Genomic DNA, 14,554 nt, shown 5'->3' with positions numbered 1-14,554 from the left:
CCCTCCCCCGCGACCCCGAGCCTCTCGGAGCAGATCGCCCGCGTCGACCGGCTCGCCGTCCGCGACTGGCCCGCCGGCTTCCTCTGGGGATCCGCGACCGCCGCCGCCCAGATCGAGGGCGCCGGCCACGAGGGCGGCAAGGAGGACAGCATCTGGGACGCGTTCTCCCGCGTCCCCGGAGCGGTCGCGAAGGGCGACACCCCCGAGGTCGCGGTGGACCACTACCACCGGATGCCCGCGGACGTGCGGCTGATGAAGGAGCTGGGGCTCGGCTCCTACCGCTTCTCGGTCAGCTGGGCGCGCGTCAAGCCGGGCGACCGCGCGGTGAACCCCGAGGGCCTCGACTTCTACTCCCGCCTGGTCGACGAGCTGCTCGGCGCCGGCGTGCTGCCGTGGCTCACCCTCTACCACTGGGACCTCCCGCAGGCCGTCGAGGAGACCGGCGGCTGGGCGAACCGCGACACCGCCGAGCGCTTCCGGGACTACGCCGAGGCCGTCTACGAGAGCCTCGGCGACCGGGTGCAGCACTGGACGACGTTCAACGAGCCGTTCTGCTCGACCCTGCTCTCCTACGGCGCGGGCGTGCACGCCCCCGGCGTGATCTCGCAGCAGAAGGCCCTCGCCGCCGTGCACCACACGCACCTCGCCCACGGGCTGGCCGTCTCGACGCTCCGGCAGCTCGGAGCGCAGAACCTGGGCATCACGCTCAACCTCTCGAACGCCGTCCCCGACGACCCCGAGGACGAGGCCGACCTCGACGCCGCACGCCGCTTCGACGCGCTCCAGAACCGGATCTTCCTCGACCCGCTGCTGCGCGGCGAGTACCCCGAGGACCTGCTCGAGGACGTCGAAGGGCTCGGGCTCGACGAGCTGATCGTCGACGGCGACCTCGATCTCATCTCGCTCCCGCTCGACTTCCTCGGCGTGAACCACTACCACGACGACAACGTCTCGGCGCATCCGCTGCCGGCCGGAGCCGACGACTTCGCCCAGGCGACCGACCGCGAGGTCGGCTCCCCCTGGGTCGGCTCCGAGTTCATCACCTTCCCGTCGCGCGGGCTGCCGCGCACCGCGATGGACTGGGAGGTGAACCCCGACGGGCTGCGCTACCTGCTGACCCGCCTGGGCCTGGAGTACGAGAACCTCCCTCCGCTCTACGTGACCGAGAACGGCGCCGCCTACGACGACGTCGTCGAGGACGGCCGCGTGCACGACCCGGATCGCACGCAGTACGTGCTCGACCACGTCGAGAAGGTCGCCGACGCGATCGACCAGGGCGCCGACGTCCGCGGCTACTTCGTGTGGTCCCTCCTCGACAACTACGAGTGGGCCTGGGGCTACGAGAAGCGCTTCGGCATCGTGCGCGTCGACTACGACACGCAGGAGCGGATCGTGAAGGACTCGGGCCTGGTCTACTCCCGACTGCTCGGCGGCAGCGCCGCGGCGATCCTGGACTGACCCGTGAGCGAGCCGACGGGCGTCCGCGGCGGGGGCCGCTCCCCCACCCTCGAGATGGTCGCGGCGCGGGCCGGAGTCTCGCGCGCGACGGTCTCGCGGGTGGTCAACGGAGCCCCGCAGGTGGCGGCCGAGATCGTGGCCGCCGTCGAGAAGGCGATCGGCGAGCTCGACTACGTGCCCAATCACGCGGCGCGGATGCTCGCCTCGCGGCGCACGCAGTCGATCGCGCTGATCGTGCCGGAGTCGACCGCGCGCGTCTTCGCGGACCCGTTCTTCGCCTCGATCGTGCAGGGCGCCGCGATGCGCCTGGCCGACACGGACTACACGCTCTCGATGCTGATCGCGTCCGAAACGGACGGCGAGAAGACGCGGCGGTACCTGCTCGGCGGCAACGTCGACGGCGCGCTCGTGGTATCGCACCACTCGGGCGACCACTCCTACGCGGCGCTCTCGGGCACGCTGCCGATCGTCTTCGGCGGCCGACCGCTCTCGCCCGACGAGCGCGGCTCCTACTTCGTCGACGTGGACAACACGGAAGGGGCGGCCGTCGCCACCGCGCACCTGATCGAGCGCGGCCGGCGCCGGATCGCCACCATCGCGGGCCCCGCCGACATGCCGCCGGGCGTCGACCGCCTGATCGGCTGGCGCGGAGCACTCACCGACGCCGGCCTCGCCGACGACCTCGTCGAGTGGGGAGACTTCTCGCCGGCCAGCGGGACCGAGGCGATGCGCCGCCTCCTCGCCCGCGACCCCGACCTGGACGGCGTCTTCGCCGCGAACGACCAGATGGCGGTCGGCGCCTACGCCGCCCTCCGCGAGGCCGGCCGCCGGATCCCCGAGGACGTGTCCGTCGTGGGCTTCGACGACGATCTCTTCGCGCGGAACGCCGTCCCCGCGCTGACCACGGTGCGCCAGCTCCCCGACGAGCTCGGCGCCCGCATGGTGGAGCTGCTGACCGCCCGCATCGAGGGGCTCCCCGTGGAGCACCGCACGCTGATGCCGACGTCGCTGGTCATCCGCGCCAGCAGCTGACCCCGGCCCGCGACTGTCCAGGAGTCGTCGCAGTCGACGCCGAGTGCGACGACTCCTGGACAGTCGGAGAACTCCACGTGCTCGATCGGATGCGGACCGGCGGGCGGATCCGGACGGTGGGGCGGACGCGGGCGGCGGGGCGGGGATGGACGAGCGGGTCGATCCGTCGACGGGGTGCGTCACGGTCGCCAGCCGTGGGCCACGAGAGCGGCACGGAGCTCGGCGATCGTGCGCGCCCTGCCCCGGGTCAGACCCTCCGCGCGGACGACCACGACGATCCAGCCCGCGAGGTGCAGGGCCAGGAGCCGTTCACGATCGCGTGAGAACTGCGCGTCGTCCGTCCGGTGCTGGCCGCCGTCGTACTCCGCCACCACCTTCCACCGTTCGAAGACCAGATCGCCGACCGCGAGCAGGCGGCCGCCGATCCTGATCTCGGCGTTCACGTCGGGCGCGGGCAGTCCCGCCTCCTCGACGAGAGCGCGGAGCCAGGTCTCCCTCCGCGAGGCGGCTCCGGTCGATGCCAGCCGCAGAGCCTCAGCCAGGCCGCGTCGGCCCCGGCCCCGATGGGAGGCCAGGCGGTCCTGCAGCTCGTGAAGCCGGACATGGGGACGCGGATCGTCCCGGCGCGGGTAGCGCGGCTCGAACAGGAGGTGGTCCGTCGCCGCGAGGAGATCGCGGGCGGACAGCAGTGGCGCGAGCGCGATCCACGTCGACACCGCTCCTGTCACCGGCAGGCCGTGCCGCTCGACCCTGTCCGTCTCCGTGAGGGTGTGGCCGATCACACCCCGGGTCCTGGGGGGCCGGTGCGGCGTCGTCGCCGCCACGTGGATCGGATCGTCCTCGCCGGGTCGCGCCGGGAGCGGCACTCCCCAGGCTTCGGCCGCGGTCAGGTGGGAGAAGAGCTGCCAGGGCCGCAGCCGCGGCAGATAGGCGGCGGCTCGTTCCAGGTGCGTGACGGGCGCCACCCGGGTGCGCACTCCGTGGAAGGGGCTGGCCAGGGCGGGAGTGCGCAGCCGGGCGTCCGTCATCCCGGCGCGGAGTGCCGCTCGCCGGGTGAAGGCTCCGAGGTCGGTGCTGGACATGCCGCGATTCTGGCGGTCCGTGATCCTCGTCCGTCTCCCGCGATCCGCATTCTGTGGACGAACCCCTGATCCCGCACCTGGGGAGGCGCGCCTCCCACCACGACTATCCAGGAGTTGTCGCAGTCGGCGTCGAGTGCGACAACTCCTGGACAGTCGGAGCGATCGATGTCGAGTGCGACACCTTCTGGACAGTGGGAGCCGGCCGGTGCGCAGGAGTCGCGGGGGTGGCGAGCGAGGACGGCGACGTCTGAGGAGTCGAGAGGCCCCGCGTCAGAGGAAGAGCGGCGCCGGGTCGAGGGCGGCGAAGCGGCGGCGCATGACGGCGACCGCGTCGGCGTGCTCGTCGACGAGGACGAAGCGGCGGCCGAGAGCGTGCGCGACGGCGCCGGTCGTGCCGGAGCCGGCGAAGAAGTCGAGGACGGCGTCGCCCTCGCGGCTGGACGCCTGCACGATGCGGCGGAGGATCCCCTCCGGCTTCTGCGTCGGGTACCCGGTCTTCTCGCGGCCGGTCGGCGAGACGATCGTGTGCCACCACACGTCGGTCGGCCGCTTGCCGCGCTCGGCCTTCTCGGGGGTCACCAGGCCCGGGGCCATGTACGGCTCGCGGTCCACGGCGGCGGAGTCGAAGTGGTAGCCGCGCGGGTCCTTCACGTAGACGAGGATCGTGTCGTGCTTGGTCGGCCAGCGGCGCGTGGCCTTCGCTCCGTAGTCGTACGCCCAGATGATCTCGTTGAGGAAGCACTCGCGGCCGAAGAGCGCGTCGAGCAGCACCTTCGCGTAGTGCGCCTCGCGGTAGTCGAGGTGGAGGTAGAGGGTGCCGTCGTCGGCGAGCAGCCGCCACGCCTCGGCCAGACGCGGCTCGAGGAACGACCAGTAGTCGTCGAAGCGGTCGTCGTAGCGGAGCAGGTCGCCGCGGATCCGCTCGTAGCTGCGCCCCTTGAAGCCGGCGATCGTGCCGGTGGTGGAGCGCACCGATGTGGTCGAGGTGCGCACCTGCGCCCGGCCCGTGTTGAACGGCGGGTCGAGGTAGACGACGGTGAAGGCCCCGTCGGCCAGTTGCGGCAGGACCTCGAGGTTGTCGGCGTGGAACACCGCGCTCCGCGACTCCGGGACGCCGTCCGCGATCTGGATCGTCCTGGGCACCCGGCAATTGTGCCAGTGCGCGCGAGCCCGGCGACACGCTCCGCGCCTCGCGCCCGCGCTCGACGGGTGCCGGGGAGGCTCCGGCGTAGAGTGGCGCGATGATCTCCGAGGTGCGCCACGACGAGGACTCGTCCCGCTACACGCTCTGGCTCGACGGCGAGACCGTCGGAGTCGCGGACTACGCCGTCCGCGGCCGCGACGTGGTCTTCCTCCACACCGAGATCGCGCCCGAGCACCGCCACGAGGGCCTCGGCGAGACCCTCGTCGAGGCGGCCCTCGACGACGCGCACGAGCGCTTCGGCGGGCGCATCGTCCCGGCCTGCCCGTTCGTCGCCGAGTTCATCGCCGAGCACCCGGACTACCAGGAGCTCCTCGCGAGCTGAGGGGCGCCCGCCGGACCCATCCGCCGCGTTCCGCTCCGGGTCCACACGCCGGCGACCGCCGCCCCGGACCCGCCGGTCAGGGGACGCGCCGCAGCCACTCCGGAGTCGAGTACTTCGTCCGCACCAGCTCCTCCGCCGCCGCGTACTCCTCCTCGGTCAGCGTCCCCGCCTCGCCGCCGTGCAGCTGCACGAAGGTCGCCTTCATCCGCTCGATGATCTCGGCGCGGCTGAGCCCGGTCTGGCTGCGCAGCGGGTCGACGCGCTTCACGGCGGAGGCGATGCCCTTGTCCGAGAGCTTCTCGCGGCCGATCCGCAGCACCTGCACCATCTTCTCGGCGTCGATGTCGTAGCTCATGGTCACGTGATGGAGGACGGCGCCGGAGCCCAGGCGCTTCTGCGCGGCGCCGCCGATCTTGCCCGAGGGCGAGGTGATGTCGTTGAGCGGCTGGTAGACCGCGTCGATCCCGAGCGACTGCAGCGCGCTGACGGCCCACTCGTCGAGGAAGGCGTAGGAGTCGGCGAAGGTCAGCCCCTGGACGAGGTCGCCGGGGACGTAGAGCGAGTACGTGACGACGCTGCCCGCCTCCATGAACATCGCGCCGCCGCCCGAGATGCGGCGGACCACGTCGACGCCGTACTTCGCCGCGTTGTCGAGGTCGACCTCGTTGCGGAGCGACTGGAAGCTGCCGATGACGACGGCGGGCTGGTCCCACTCCCAGATCCGCAGCGTCGGCTCCCGGCGGCCCTCGCCGACCGCGGCGGTCAGCACCTCGTCGAGCGCCAGGTGGGTCGCGGGAGGGACGGCCCGGTCGTGCACGATGCGCCAGTCGTAGTCGCGCCAGCTGGTCGCCTTCTGCAGCGAGCGGCGGATCGCGACCGCGACGGCCTCGGGCGTGAAGCCGAGCAGGACCGCATCGGCCGGGAGCGCCTGCCGGATGGCGGCGGCGATGGACTTCGCGTCCGTCTCGGCCGGGAGGCCCACGACCGCGCGGTCGATGTCGTCGAGGGCCGTGTCGGGCTCGAGGAAGAAGTCGCCCGCCAGGCGGAACCCGGCGAACCTCCCGTCGACCACGTCGAGGTCGACGACCACGAGCTTTCCGCCGGGGACCTTGTACTCGCCATGCATGACGCCAGCCTAGGCGCGAGCGGGGGCGGGGAAGCGCTCGCCCAGCCACTCCACGAGATCGGCGGTGACCTCGGCCCGGTTGAGCTCCTGAAACAGCTCGTGCCGCGCCTCCGGGTACACCCGCACCGAGACGTCCGTGTACCCGGCCCGCCGCCGGTAGGCCTGGGCGAGCGCGCGCACCGACCGCTCACCGCCGAGGGTGTCGTCGGCGCCCACGACCAGCAGCAGGGGCAGCGGATGCGCGGGCCCGCGCTTCGGGCGGCCGACCAGCCGCAGGGTCTCGACCAGCCCGATCCGCTTCGCGAGCGGCGTGGTGAAGGTGAGGGGGTCGTCGTGGAACCGCTGCCAGACCTCCGGGTCGCGGGAGAGCCACTCGAGGCCGAGGCCGCCGGCGACGCGGTGCCGCTTCGCCAGGTCGCCCGCGTTCATGTGCCCGGGGAGGCGGTAGGCCGTGCCGCTCAGCACGAGCGCGCCGTAGGCGCCGGAGTGGTGGTCGACGATCCGCTGCGCCATGAGCGACCCCCAGGAGTGGCCGAGCAGCACGATCGGCACGCCGGGGCTCTCCTCCGCGAGCAGCTCCGTCAGCCGGAGGATCGCCGCCTCGGTCGCGCGCAGGCCGCCCGGCCCCAGCAGTCCGAGCCGGGAGGAGTCGCCGCCGTGCTGCTCGAGGCCGGTCCGGCCGTGCCCGCGGTGGTCGTCCGCCGCGACCGCGTACCCGGCGGCGACCAGCGCCTCCGCCAGCTCGACGTAGCGCCCCGAGTGCTCGCCGACCCCGTGGGCCAGCTGCACGATCGCGCGGGGCGAGGGGTGCGGCCACCAGCGGTAGTGGATGACGACGCCGGAGGCGTCCTGGAAGGTCCTGTCGACAGCGGCGCCGGTCATGGTGACCAGTGTGGCGCTCCGGCCGCTGGGCGCGAGGGACGCGCTGAGAACTGAGAAGATACTCACGATCCATCGGCGGGCACCCTGCTCGTCACGGTGCCTCGCTACCTTTTCCCTTGACGAGCGACCCCCGCGACCGTCCCCCGACCCCCCTTCACGAGCGAGGCCAGCCCCTTCATGACCGTATCGCCCCTGATCTGGACCCTGACGATCGTCTTCATCGTCCTGCTCCTGCTCTTCGACTTCTTCTTCCACGTCCGGAAGGCCCACGAGCCCACGCTGAAGGAGTCGTCGATCTGGTCGGCGCTCTACGTCGGCATCGCCGTGCTCTTCGGGCTCGGCGTCCTCGTCTTCGGCGGAGCGACGCCCGGATCGGAGTACTTCGCGGGGTACATCACCGAGAAGGCCCTCTCGGTCGACAACCTGTTCGTCTTCCTCATCATCATGGCGAGCTTCAAGGTGCCCCGCGCCGACCAGCAGAAGGTGCTCCTCTTCGGCATCGTCTTCGCGCTGATCGCCCGCACCGGCTTCATCTTCCTCGGCGCCGCACTGATCAACTCGTTCGCCTGGGTCTTCTACATCTTCGGCCTGATCCTCCTGCTGACCGCGTTCAACCTGGTCAAGCCGGGCGACGACCACTCCAGCGACAACGTGATGGTGCGCCTGGCCAAGCGGATCTTCAAGACGAGCGACCAGTACGACGGCGACAAGTTCTACACGCACATCGACGGCAAGAAGGTCCTCACGCCGATGATCCTCGTCATGGCGGCGATCGGCGGAACGGACATCCTGTTCGCCCTCGACAGCGTGCCGGCGATCTTCGGCCTCACCAGCGACGTGTACCTCGTCTTCACGGCGACCGCGTTCTCGCTTCTGGGCCTGCGCCAGCTGTACTTCCTCATCGACGGCCTGCTCGACCGCCTCGTCTACCTCAGCATCGGCCTCGCCGCGATCCTCGCCTTCATCGGCGTGAAGCTGATCCTGCACGCGCTCCACGAGAACAACCTGCCGTTCATCAACAACGGCGAGCACGTGGAGGTCTTCGAGATCGGCACCGGACTGTCGCTCTCGGTCATCATCGGCGTCCTCGTGATCACGGTGATCGCCTCCCTCGTCAGCCCCAAGGGCCGCCGCATGGCCGCCGAGGCCGCCGAGCGCCGCCGCGTGGCCGAGGCCGCGGGCGCGGACATCGACGCGACGCACTGAGTCGTCTCGTGCGCCGCGAAGCGGCGCACAGCGGTCGGCTCTCCTAGGCGGTCGAGTTCCCGAGAGCGGGTCCCGACCGCCTACGACGAGCCGCTGACACGCGGATCGCCTGTTCGACGGGCCGTTTCGTGCGCCGCGGGCTGCGCACCGCGGTCGGCTCCCACTGGCGGTCGGGCCCCTGAGAGCGGGTCCCGACCGCCGAGAACGCCCCGCCGGCTCGAGCGCGGACTCCGCTCGCGGAGGGTCAGCGGGCGCGGTAGCGGTGCTCCGGGCGGCCGGTGGTGCCGTAGCTGAGGGTCATCTCGACGAGGCCGCGGCCCGCGAGACCCGAGAGGTAGCGCTGGGCGGTGGCGCGCGAGATGCCGGCGCGCTCGGCCACCTCGAGGGCCGACAGCTCGGCGCCCGACTCGGCCAGGCGCGCCAGGACGAGCTGCTCGGTCGCCGAGCGCGAGGGCTGCGCGGCGGTCGCGTCGCCCGAGTGCAGGATGCGCAGGGCCCGCTCCACCGCCTCCTGATCGGCCGCGCGGTCCTCCCGCAGCACGTTCCGGAACCGCACGTACGCGTCGAGGCGCTCGCCGAGCAGGCGCGCCTCGAACGGCTTGATGAGGTACCCGAGCGCCCCCGCGTGCAGGGCGCGCCGCACCGTCGCCCCGTCGGAGGCGGCGCTCACGACGAACGCGTCGGTGTCGAGCTCGCGGAGCAGCGCGATCCCGCTCTGATCCGGCAGGTGCACGTCGAGCAGGAGCAGATCGGGCGCGTGCTCGGCGACGGCCGCCCGCGCCGCGCGCGCCGTGTGCACCGGAGGAAGGGCCGTCAGCCCCTGCCGCGCCTCGACCAGATCCGCGTGCAGCTGCGCGACCCGGAAGTCGTCGTCCACCACCAGCACCGTGCGCTCCCGCGCCGTGTCCGCGCTCATGACCCGTCCCCGTCCTGCTCCGGCGGCAGCACCGCTCCGGGGAGGCGCGCGCACAGCACGGCCCCCGACTCCGCTCCGCCGGCGTCCGCCAGCCAGACCTCGCCGCCGCGGCGGGCGGCCACCTCACGGCACAGCGGCAGGCCGAAGCCCCGACCGTGCACGCGTCCGTCGTCCTCGACGGGGTCGCCCGCGCCGGCCCGGTCGAACAGCGAGTCCGGATCGAGCACTCCGTCGCCGGAGTCGGCGACCGTCACGAAGAGCGCGTCGCCGTCGTCGAGCAGCTCGACCTCGACGAAGCGCACGTCCCGACGCCCCTCGACCGCCGCGCGCACCGCGTTGTCGACCAGGTTCCCGACCACCGTGGCGACGTCCTCCGGCTCGACGACGGTGCCGCGCACCAGCGTCTCCTCACCGAGCGTCAGCAGCACGCCGCGCTCGGCCGCCTCGATCCCCTTCGCGCCGACGAGCGCCTGGAGGTACGGCTCCTGCAGCCGGTCGGCGTGCTGCACCGGGTACTTGAGCGGGCCGCGGGTCAGCACCTCGTCGAGGTAGTCGCGCGCCGAAGCGGTCCGCCCCGCATCCAGCAGGCCCGCGACCACGTGCAGGCGGTTGGCGAACTCGTGCCGCTGCACCCGGAGCGCGTTGGTCATCGCGCCGACCGCGTCGAGGCGCCGGCTCAGCGCGGCGAGGTCGGTGCGGTCGCGCAGCACCACCACCACGCCCAGGTCGCGGTCGCCGCGGGTCACCCGGCGGATGTCGACGTAGACGATGCGGGAACGGACGACGAAGCCCTCCTCGCCTCCGGGGCGGGGCGGCTCGACGGAGTCCAGCGCGGCGCCGATCGCGTCGGCCAGCGGAACGGGCAGGTCGAGCTCCGCGAGCGGCCGCCCGTGCAGCGCCCGCCCGGTCGGATCGTCGGAGCCGAGGATCGCGGCGGCCCGCGCATTGCAGACGCCGACGCGCCCGTCGCGGTCGAGCGCGAGCACGCCCTCGTCGACCCCGTCGAGCACGGCGGCCTGGTCCTGCACGAGCGAGGTGAGCTCCTCCGGAGCGAGGCCGAGCGTCAGGCGCAGCAGGCGGCGGCGGATGAAGACGGAGGCGACGGCGGCGAGCACCAGCCCGGCGAGCGCCGCGGCGAGGACGCCGAGCAGCGCGGTCGGCAGGTCGGTGAAGACGCTGGAGCGCGCGAAGCCGATGCTGACCTCCCCGACGACCCGCTGCTCCCCCGCGGCGAAGACCGGGACCTTGGCCCGTGCCGACTCGCCCAGCGTGCCGGTGCCCCACGAGACGCTCTCGCGCCCGGCGAGCGCCTCGTCGGGGCTCGTCGAGACCCGCTCGCCGAGGCGGTCCTCGTCGGGGTGGGCGAGGCGGATGCCCTGGTCGTCGGTGATCACGACGAAGAGCGCGCCGGTGCGCTGCTCGACGGCGGCGGCGACGTCCTCGAGCGGTCCGCCGCGCAGCTCCGAGGCGGCGGGCGCGCCGGGCACCGCGGAGGACGCGGCGACCGCGTCCTGCACGTCGGGGTCCTCGGCGACGGTGCGGGCGATGGCGAGCGCCGTCCCCTCCGCCTCGCCGCGCAGCTGCTGGACGCTGAGCGCGGTGACGAGGCCGGCGCAGACCAGCACGGCGGCCGACACCGTGGCGAGCTGCAGGACCAGGACGTGGGTCGCGAAGCGCATCGGGGCCTCCTCGCCGTCGTCGTGCGCAGAATGCGCAGAAGCCACACTATGCGCAGATGTCGCCGTAATGAGCGATACCCCGGCGCCGGACACGGAGCTGCCTAGGGTTTCCACCATCTCCCGGCCGGCTCTCCCGCCGAGCGCGGGCGGAGGCACTGGACGAAGGAGTCAGCTGTGTTGGTAGTACTCGGTTTCACCATGATCCTGGCCTTCATGGCCCTGATCATGACCAAGCGGCTGACGCCGATGGTCGCCCTGATCGTCGTGCCGACGATCTTCGGCCTCTTCGCGGGCGCCGGCCTCGGCATCGGCGACATGGTCCTCGAGGCGATCGGCAGCCTCGCGCCCACGGCAGCGCTGCTGATGTTCGCGATCATGTACTTCGGGATCATGATCGACGTCGGGCTCTTCGACCCGCTGATCCGCTTCATCGTCCGCGCGCTCGGCGACGACCCGGCGAAGGTCGTGCTCGGCACGGCGCTGCTCGCCGGCGCGGTCTCGCTCGACGGCGACGGCTCGACCACCTTCATCGTCACCACCGCCGCGATGCTCCCGATCTACCTGCGCCTGGGGATGAACCCGGTCGTGCTGACCTGCGTCGCGGGCCTGGCCAACGGCACGCTCAACATCGTCCCCTGGGGCGGACCGACGGTGCGCGCCGCCGCGGCCCTCCAGGTCTCGCCGAGCGAGATCTTCGTGCCGATGCTCCCGTCGCTCGCGGTGGGCCTGGCCGTCACGCTCGTCTTCGCCTGGTTCCTCGGGCTCGGCGAGCGCCGCCGCCTCGGCTCGCTCGCGCTGGCCGAGCCGATGCTCGAGCAGGAGCTCGTCGGCGCCGGCCGCGGCTCCTCCTCCCGCTCGGGCGGCGCCCGCACCGGCGGCCTCGCGGCCCTGACCGGGGGCATCCGCACCGTCGCCCGGGAGCGCTTCTCCTTCCTCCGCGGCCCTCAGGCCCTGCGCGGAGCCCAGGTGGCGGTCGCCGCCCGCGTGCAGGCCGACGACGCCGACACCGCGATGGCCGACACGATGCTCGACCCCGAGCGCGAGACGCTGCGCCCGAAGCTGATCTGGGTGAACCTGGTCCTGACCCTCGCGGTGATGACGCTGCTGGTCGCCGACATCCTGCCGCTGCCCTACGTGTTCATGGTCGGCTCCGCGGTCGCCCTCCTGATCAACTTCCCGAAGATGAAGGACCAGGCGGCCGAGATCGTCAAGCACGCGCCGAGCATCGTGGGCGTCGTGTCGATGGTGCTGGCGGCCGGCGTGCTGATCGGCGTCCTCAACGGCACCGGCATGGTCGACGCCATGGCGGAGTGGGTCGTCGCGGTGATCCCGCCGGCGCTCGGACCGTTCCTCGCCGTGATCACCGGCGTGCTCAGCATCCCGATGACCTTCTTCATGTCGAACGACGCGTTCTACTACGGCATCCTCCCCGTGCTCTCCGAGAGCGCGGCGAACTACGGCATCTCGCCGGTCGAGATGGCGCGCGCCTCGATCACCGGGCAGCCGGTGCACCTCCAGAGCCCGCTGGTCCCGGCGATCCTCCTGCTCGTCTCCCTCGCCGCGGTGAACCTCGGCGACCACCACCGCAAGGTGCTGTGGCGAGCGGTCGTCGTCTCGCTGGTCATGCTCGCCGTCGGCGTGCTGGTCGGCTCGATCCCCTTCGGCTGAGGCCGGCGGAGCGGATCGCCGAGCGATCGGAACGAGGACGGGACCCCTTGCTGCGGCGGGGGTCCCGTCCTCGTTCCGCGGCTCGGTCCCGCAGCCCGCGCTAGCGCAGCAGCGGCGCCAGGTTCTCGGTCCACACGTCGGAGCCGACCTTGAGGATGAGGGCGCCGACCACGACGAGGAACGCGACCCGGATGAAGCGGCTGCCACGAGCGACGGCCATCCGCGAGCCGAGGTACGCGCCCGCCACGTTGGCGGCGCCCATCAGGAGGCCCAGCAGCCAGATCACGTGCCCGCCCGGCACGAAGTAGAGCAGGGCGCCGAGGTTGGTCGCGACGTTGACGATCTTCGCCTTGGCGCTGGCGAGCAGGAAGTCGTAGCCCAGCGCGGTGATCAGGGCGATGATCAGGAAGGTCCCGGTGCCCGGTCCGATCAGGCCGTCGTAGAAGCCGATCAGGAGTCCCAGCACGGCCGCCGTGACGAGGTGGCGCCGGCCCGCGTGCTTGAGCACCGTGACGCTGCCCAGTGCCGGGCGGGCGATCGTCACGACGGCGACCACGATCAGCGCGACGACGATGATCGGCTTGAACACCGCGGCCGGGAGGAGGCCGGCGAGCGTCGCGCCTCCGTAGCTGCCCGCGAGGGCGACCGCCGCCATCGGCAGTGCGGTGCGCAGATCGGGCTTCGCGCGCCGGTAGTAGGTGATCGCGCTGGTGGTCGTGCCGAAGATCGAGGCCAGCTTGTTCGTGGCGAGCGCCTGCACGGGCGAGATCCCCGGCACGAGGAGCAGGGCGGGGAGCTGGAGGAGTCCGCCGCCGCCCACGACCGCGTCGATCCAGCCGGCCGCGAAGGCGGCGAGGATCATCAGCGCGAGGACGGGGAGTCCGAGATCCTCTGTGAAGGTCAGCATCGGTCGGAAGCGTACGCGAGCACCGCGACCCCCTCGACCTCGGGGGCCGGGCCGCCCTAGGGTCGGCGGCATGCGATTCGGACTCTTCATCCCCCAGGGCTGGCGCCACGACCTCGTCGGCGTCCCGGCCGCCGACCAGTGGCGCACCATGAGCGACCTCGCCCGGCACGCCGACGACGGCGCCTGGGAGTCGATCTGGGTCTACGACCACTTCCACACCGTCCCGCAGGTGACGGAGGAGGCGACGCACGAGGCGTGGTCGCTGATGAGCGCGTTCGGCGCCACCACGTCGCGCGTGCGGCTGGGCCAGATGTGCACCTGCATGGGCTACCGGAACCCCGCCTACCTCGCCAAGGTCGCGACGACCGTCGACATCGTCTCGGGCGGGCGGGTCGAGATGGGCATCGGCGGCGGTTGGTACGAGCACGAGTGGCGCGCGTACGGCTACGGCTTCCCGCCGATCGCCGAGCGGCTGGGCCGGCTCGACGAGGGAGTGCAGATCCTGCAGCAGGCCTGGACGACCGGGTCCGCGACCCTCGACGGCCGCTACTACCAGGTGGACGGCGCGCAGAACCGGCCGCTGCCCCTGCAGGAGGGCGGCATCCCGCTGTGGGTCGCCGGCGGCGGCGAGAAGGTCACGCTGCGGATCGCGGCCCAGTACGCGCAGTACACGAACTTCGCCGGGACCCCGGAGGCGTTCGACCACAAGAGCTCGGTCCTCCGCGGGCACTGCGAGCGCCTGGGCACCGACTTCTCGGCGATCACCCGGAGCTCGAACTACAACGTCGTGATCGGCGAGACGGAGGCGGAGGTCGAGGCGGCGCTGCAGCGTCTCGAGGAGCGCGTGGTCCCGTACCTCGGCGCGGAGGGAGCGGCGTCCTTCGTCGCCGAGTACCGCAGCCCCGACGCGCTCGCGGTCGGCACTCCCGCGCAGATCGTCGACCGCCTCGCCGGCATGCAGTCGCGCGGGATGGACTACGGCATCCTCTACTTCCCGGACGCCGCCTACGACCGGTCCGGCATCGAGCTGTTCGAGCGCGAGGTGCTGCCGGCGCTCTCCTGAGCGCGGAGC

Annotated in this window: 13 protein-coding genes; 6 read left to right on the top strand and 7 right to left on the bottom strand. The window is 72.4% G+C overall.

Annotated elements, in window-relative coordinates; translation table 11 throughout:
- Positions 1 to 33 precede the first annotated feature (33 nt).
- Positions 34 to 1,458 (top strand): GH1 family beta-glucosidase, encoded by a 1,425-nt coding sequence (locus C5C57_RS15500; protein WP_104297830.1) that lies wholly within the window; start codon positions 34 to 36, stop codon positions 1,456 to 1,458.
- A gap of 54 nt (positions 1,459 to 1,512) precedes the next feature.
- On the top strand, positions 1,513 to 2,490 hold the full coding sequence (locus C5C57_RS15495) for a LacI family DNA-binding transcriptional regulator (protein ID WP_104233173.1): 978 nt from the start codon (positions 1,513 to 1,515) through the stop codon (positions 2,488 to 2,490).
- 179 nt (positions 2,491 to 2,669) lie between these two features.
- Here the strand turns inward: C5C57_RS15495 and C5C57_RS15490 are convergent, their stop codons facing one another.
- Both C5C57_RS15490 and C5C57_RS15485 read right to left on the bottom strand, forming a co-directional pair.
- Positions 2,670 to 3,572: a hypothetical protein gene (locus C5C57_RS15490; protein WP_104261775.1), complete on the bottom strand. Its 903-nt coding sequence runs from the start codon at positions 3,570 to 3,572 to the stop codon at positions 2,670 to 2,672.
- 270 nt (positions 3,573 to 3,842) lie between these two features.
- A complete protein-coding gene (locus tag C5C57_RS15485; RefSeq protein ID WP_104225160.1) occupies positions 3,843 to 4,715 on the bottom strand; it encodes a site-specific DNA-methyltransferase in 873 nt (290 codons plus the stop codon).
- A gap of 98 nt (positions 4,716 to 4,813) precedes the next feature.
- On the opposite strand from C5C57_RS15485, the gene C5C57_RS15480 reads away from it, so the two are divergent.
- Positions 4,814 to 5,098, top strand: coding sequence for a GNAT family N-acetyltransferase (locus C5C57_RS15480; protein WP_104233160.1), 285 nt, complete (start codon positions 4,814 to 4,816; stop codon positions 5,096 to 5,098).
- A gap of 76 nt (positions 5,099 to 5,174) precedes the next feature.
- On the opposite strand, the gene C5C57_RS15475 is transcribed toward C5C57_RS15480, so the two are convergent.
- Together C5C57_RS15475 and C5C57_RS15470 are read right to left on the bottom strand one after the other, a co-directional pair.
- Entirely contained in the window at positions 5,175 to 6,224 is a 1,050-nt protein-coding gene (locus C5C57_RS15475) for a biotin/lipoate A/B protein ligase family protein (RefSeq protein WP_104225162.1), read from the bottom strand.
- Positions 6,225 to 6,233: 9 nt separating this feature from the next.
- Positions 6,234 to 7,106 (bottom strand): alpha/beta fold hydrolase, encoded by an 873-nt coding sequence (locus C5C57_RS15470; protein ID WP_104246858.1) that lies wholly within the window; start codon positions 7,104 to 7,106, stop codon positions 6,234 to 6,236.
- 177 nt (positions 7,107 to 7,283) lie between these two features.
- Between C5C57_RS15470 and C5C57_RS15465 the strand changes: the two genes are divergently transcribed.
- A complete protein-coding gene (locus C5C57_RS15465; protein WP_104246859.1) occupies positions 7,284 to 8,312 on the top strand; it encodes a TerC family protein in 1,029 nt (342 codons plus the stop codon).
- A gap of 244 nt (positions 8,313 to 8,556) precedes the next feature.
- Here the strand turns inward: C5C57_RS15465 and C5C57_RS15460 are convergent, their stop codons facing one another.
- Together C5C57_RS15460 and C5C57_RS15455 are read right to left on the bottom strand one after the other, a co-directional pair.
- Positions 8,557 to 9,228, bottom strand: a complete 672-nt coding sequence (locus C5C57_RS15460; protein WP_104223865.1) for a response regulator — start codon at positions 9,226 to 9,228, stop codon at positions 8,557 to 8,559.
- Positions 9,225 to 10,907, bottom strand: coding sequence for a sensor histidine kinase (locus C5C57_RS15455; RefSeq protein ID WP_104297829.1), 1,683 nt, complete (start codon positions 10,905 to 10,907; stop codon positions 9,225 to 9,227). The genes C5C57_RS15460 and C5C57_RS15455 overlap by 4 nt, the downstream gene beginning before the upstream one ends.
- A 198-nt stretch (positions 10,908 to 11,105) precedes the next feature.
- Between C5C57_RS15455 and C5C57_RS15450 the strand changes: the two genes are divergently transcribed.
- Positions 11,106 to 12,575: a CitMHS family transporter gene (locus tag C5C57_RS15450; protein WP_104233156.1), complete on the top strand. Its 1,470-nt coding sequence runs from the start codon at positions 11,106 to 11,108 to the stop codon at positions 12,573 to 12,575.
- Positions 12,576 to 12,675: 100 nt separating this feature from the next.
- Here the strand turns inward: C5C57_RS15450 and C5C57_RS15445 are convergent, their stop codons facing one another.
- A complete protein-coding gene (locus C5C57_RS15445) occupies positions 12,676 to 13,482 on the bottom strand; it encodes a TSUP family transporter (protein ID WP_104223862.1) in 807 nt (268 codons plus the stop codon).
- 70 nt (positions 13,483 to 13,552) lie between these two features.
- On the opposite strand from C5C57_RS15445, the gene C5C57_RS15440 reads away from it, so the two are divergent.
- Positions 13,553 to 14,545: an LLM class F420-dependent oxidoreductase gene (locus C5C57_RS15440; protein WP_104246861.1), complete on the top strand. Its 993-nt coding sequence runs from the start codon at positions 13,553 to 13,555 to the stop codon at positions 14,543 to 14,545.
- Positions 14,546 to 14,554 lie beyond the last annotated feature (9 nt).

It is taken from the genome of Rathayibacter sp. AY1C5, assembly GCF_002931705.1.
Classification (GTDB): Bacteria; Actinomycetota; Actinomycetes; order Actinomycetales; family Microbacteriaceae; genus Rathayibacter.
The sequence above is the reverse complement of the archived record's forward strand: the minus strand, read 5'-3'. Positions and strand labels throughout refer to the sequence as shown.

Excerpts from the sequence above, each read along its gene's own strand:
- C5C57_RS15495 (WP_104233173.1), top strand. The coding sequence starts at position 1,513 with ATGGTCGCGGCGCGGGCCGGAGTCTCGCGCGCGACGGTCTCGCGGGTG.
- C5C57_RS15490 (WP_104261775.1), bottom strand. The coding sequence starts at position 3,572 with ATGTCCAGCACCGACCTCGGAGCCTTCACCCGGCGAGCGGCACTCCGC.
- C5C57_RS15480 (WP_104233160.1), top strand. The coding sequence starts at position 4,814 with ATGATCTCCGAGGTGCGCCACGACGAGGACTCGTCCCGCTACACGCTC.
- C5C57_RS15475 (WP_104225162.1), bottom strand. The coding sequence starts at position 6,224 with ATGCATGGCGAGTACAAGGTCCCCGGCGGAAAGCTCGTGGTCGTCGAC.
- C5C57_RS15470 (WP_104246858.1), bottom strand. The coding sequence starts at position 7,106 with ATGACCGGCGCCGCTGTCGACAGGACCTTCCAGGACGCCTCCGGCGTC.
- C5C57_RS15465 (WP_104246859.1), top strand. The coding sequence starts at position 7,284 with ATGACCGTATCGCCCCTGATCTGGACCCTGACGATCGTCTTCATCGTC.
- C5C57_RS15460 (WP_104223865.1), bottom strand. The coding sequence starts at position 9,228 with ATGAGCGCGGACACGGCGCGGGAGCGCACGGTGCTGGTGGTGGACGAC.
- C5C57_RS15455 (WP_104297829.1), bottom strand. The coding sequence starts at position 10,907 with ATGCGCTTCGCGACCCACGTCCTGGTCCTGCAGCTCGCCACGGTGTCG.
- C5C57_RS15450 (WP_104233156.1), top strand. The coding sequence starts at position 11,106 with ATGATCCTGGCCTTCATGGCCCTGATCATGACCAAGCGGCTGACGCCG.
- C5C57_RS15445 (WP_104223862.1), bottom strand. The coding sequence starts at position 13,482 with ATGCTGACCTTCACAGAGGATCTCGGACTCCCCGTCCTCGCGCTGATG.
- C5C57_RS15440 (WP_104246861.1), top strand. The coding sequence starts at position 13,553 with ATGCGATTCGGACTCTTCATCCCCCAGGGCTGGCGCCACGACCTCGTC.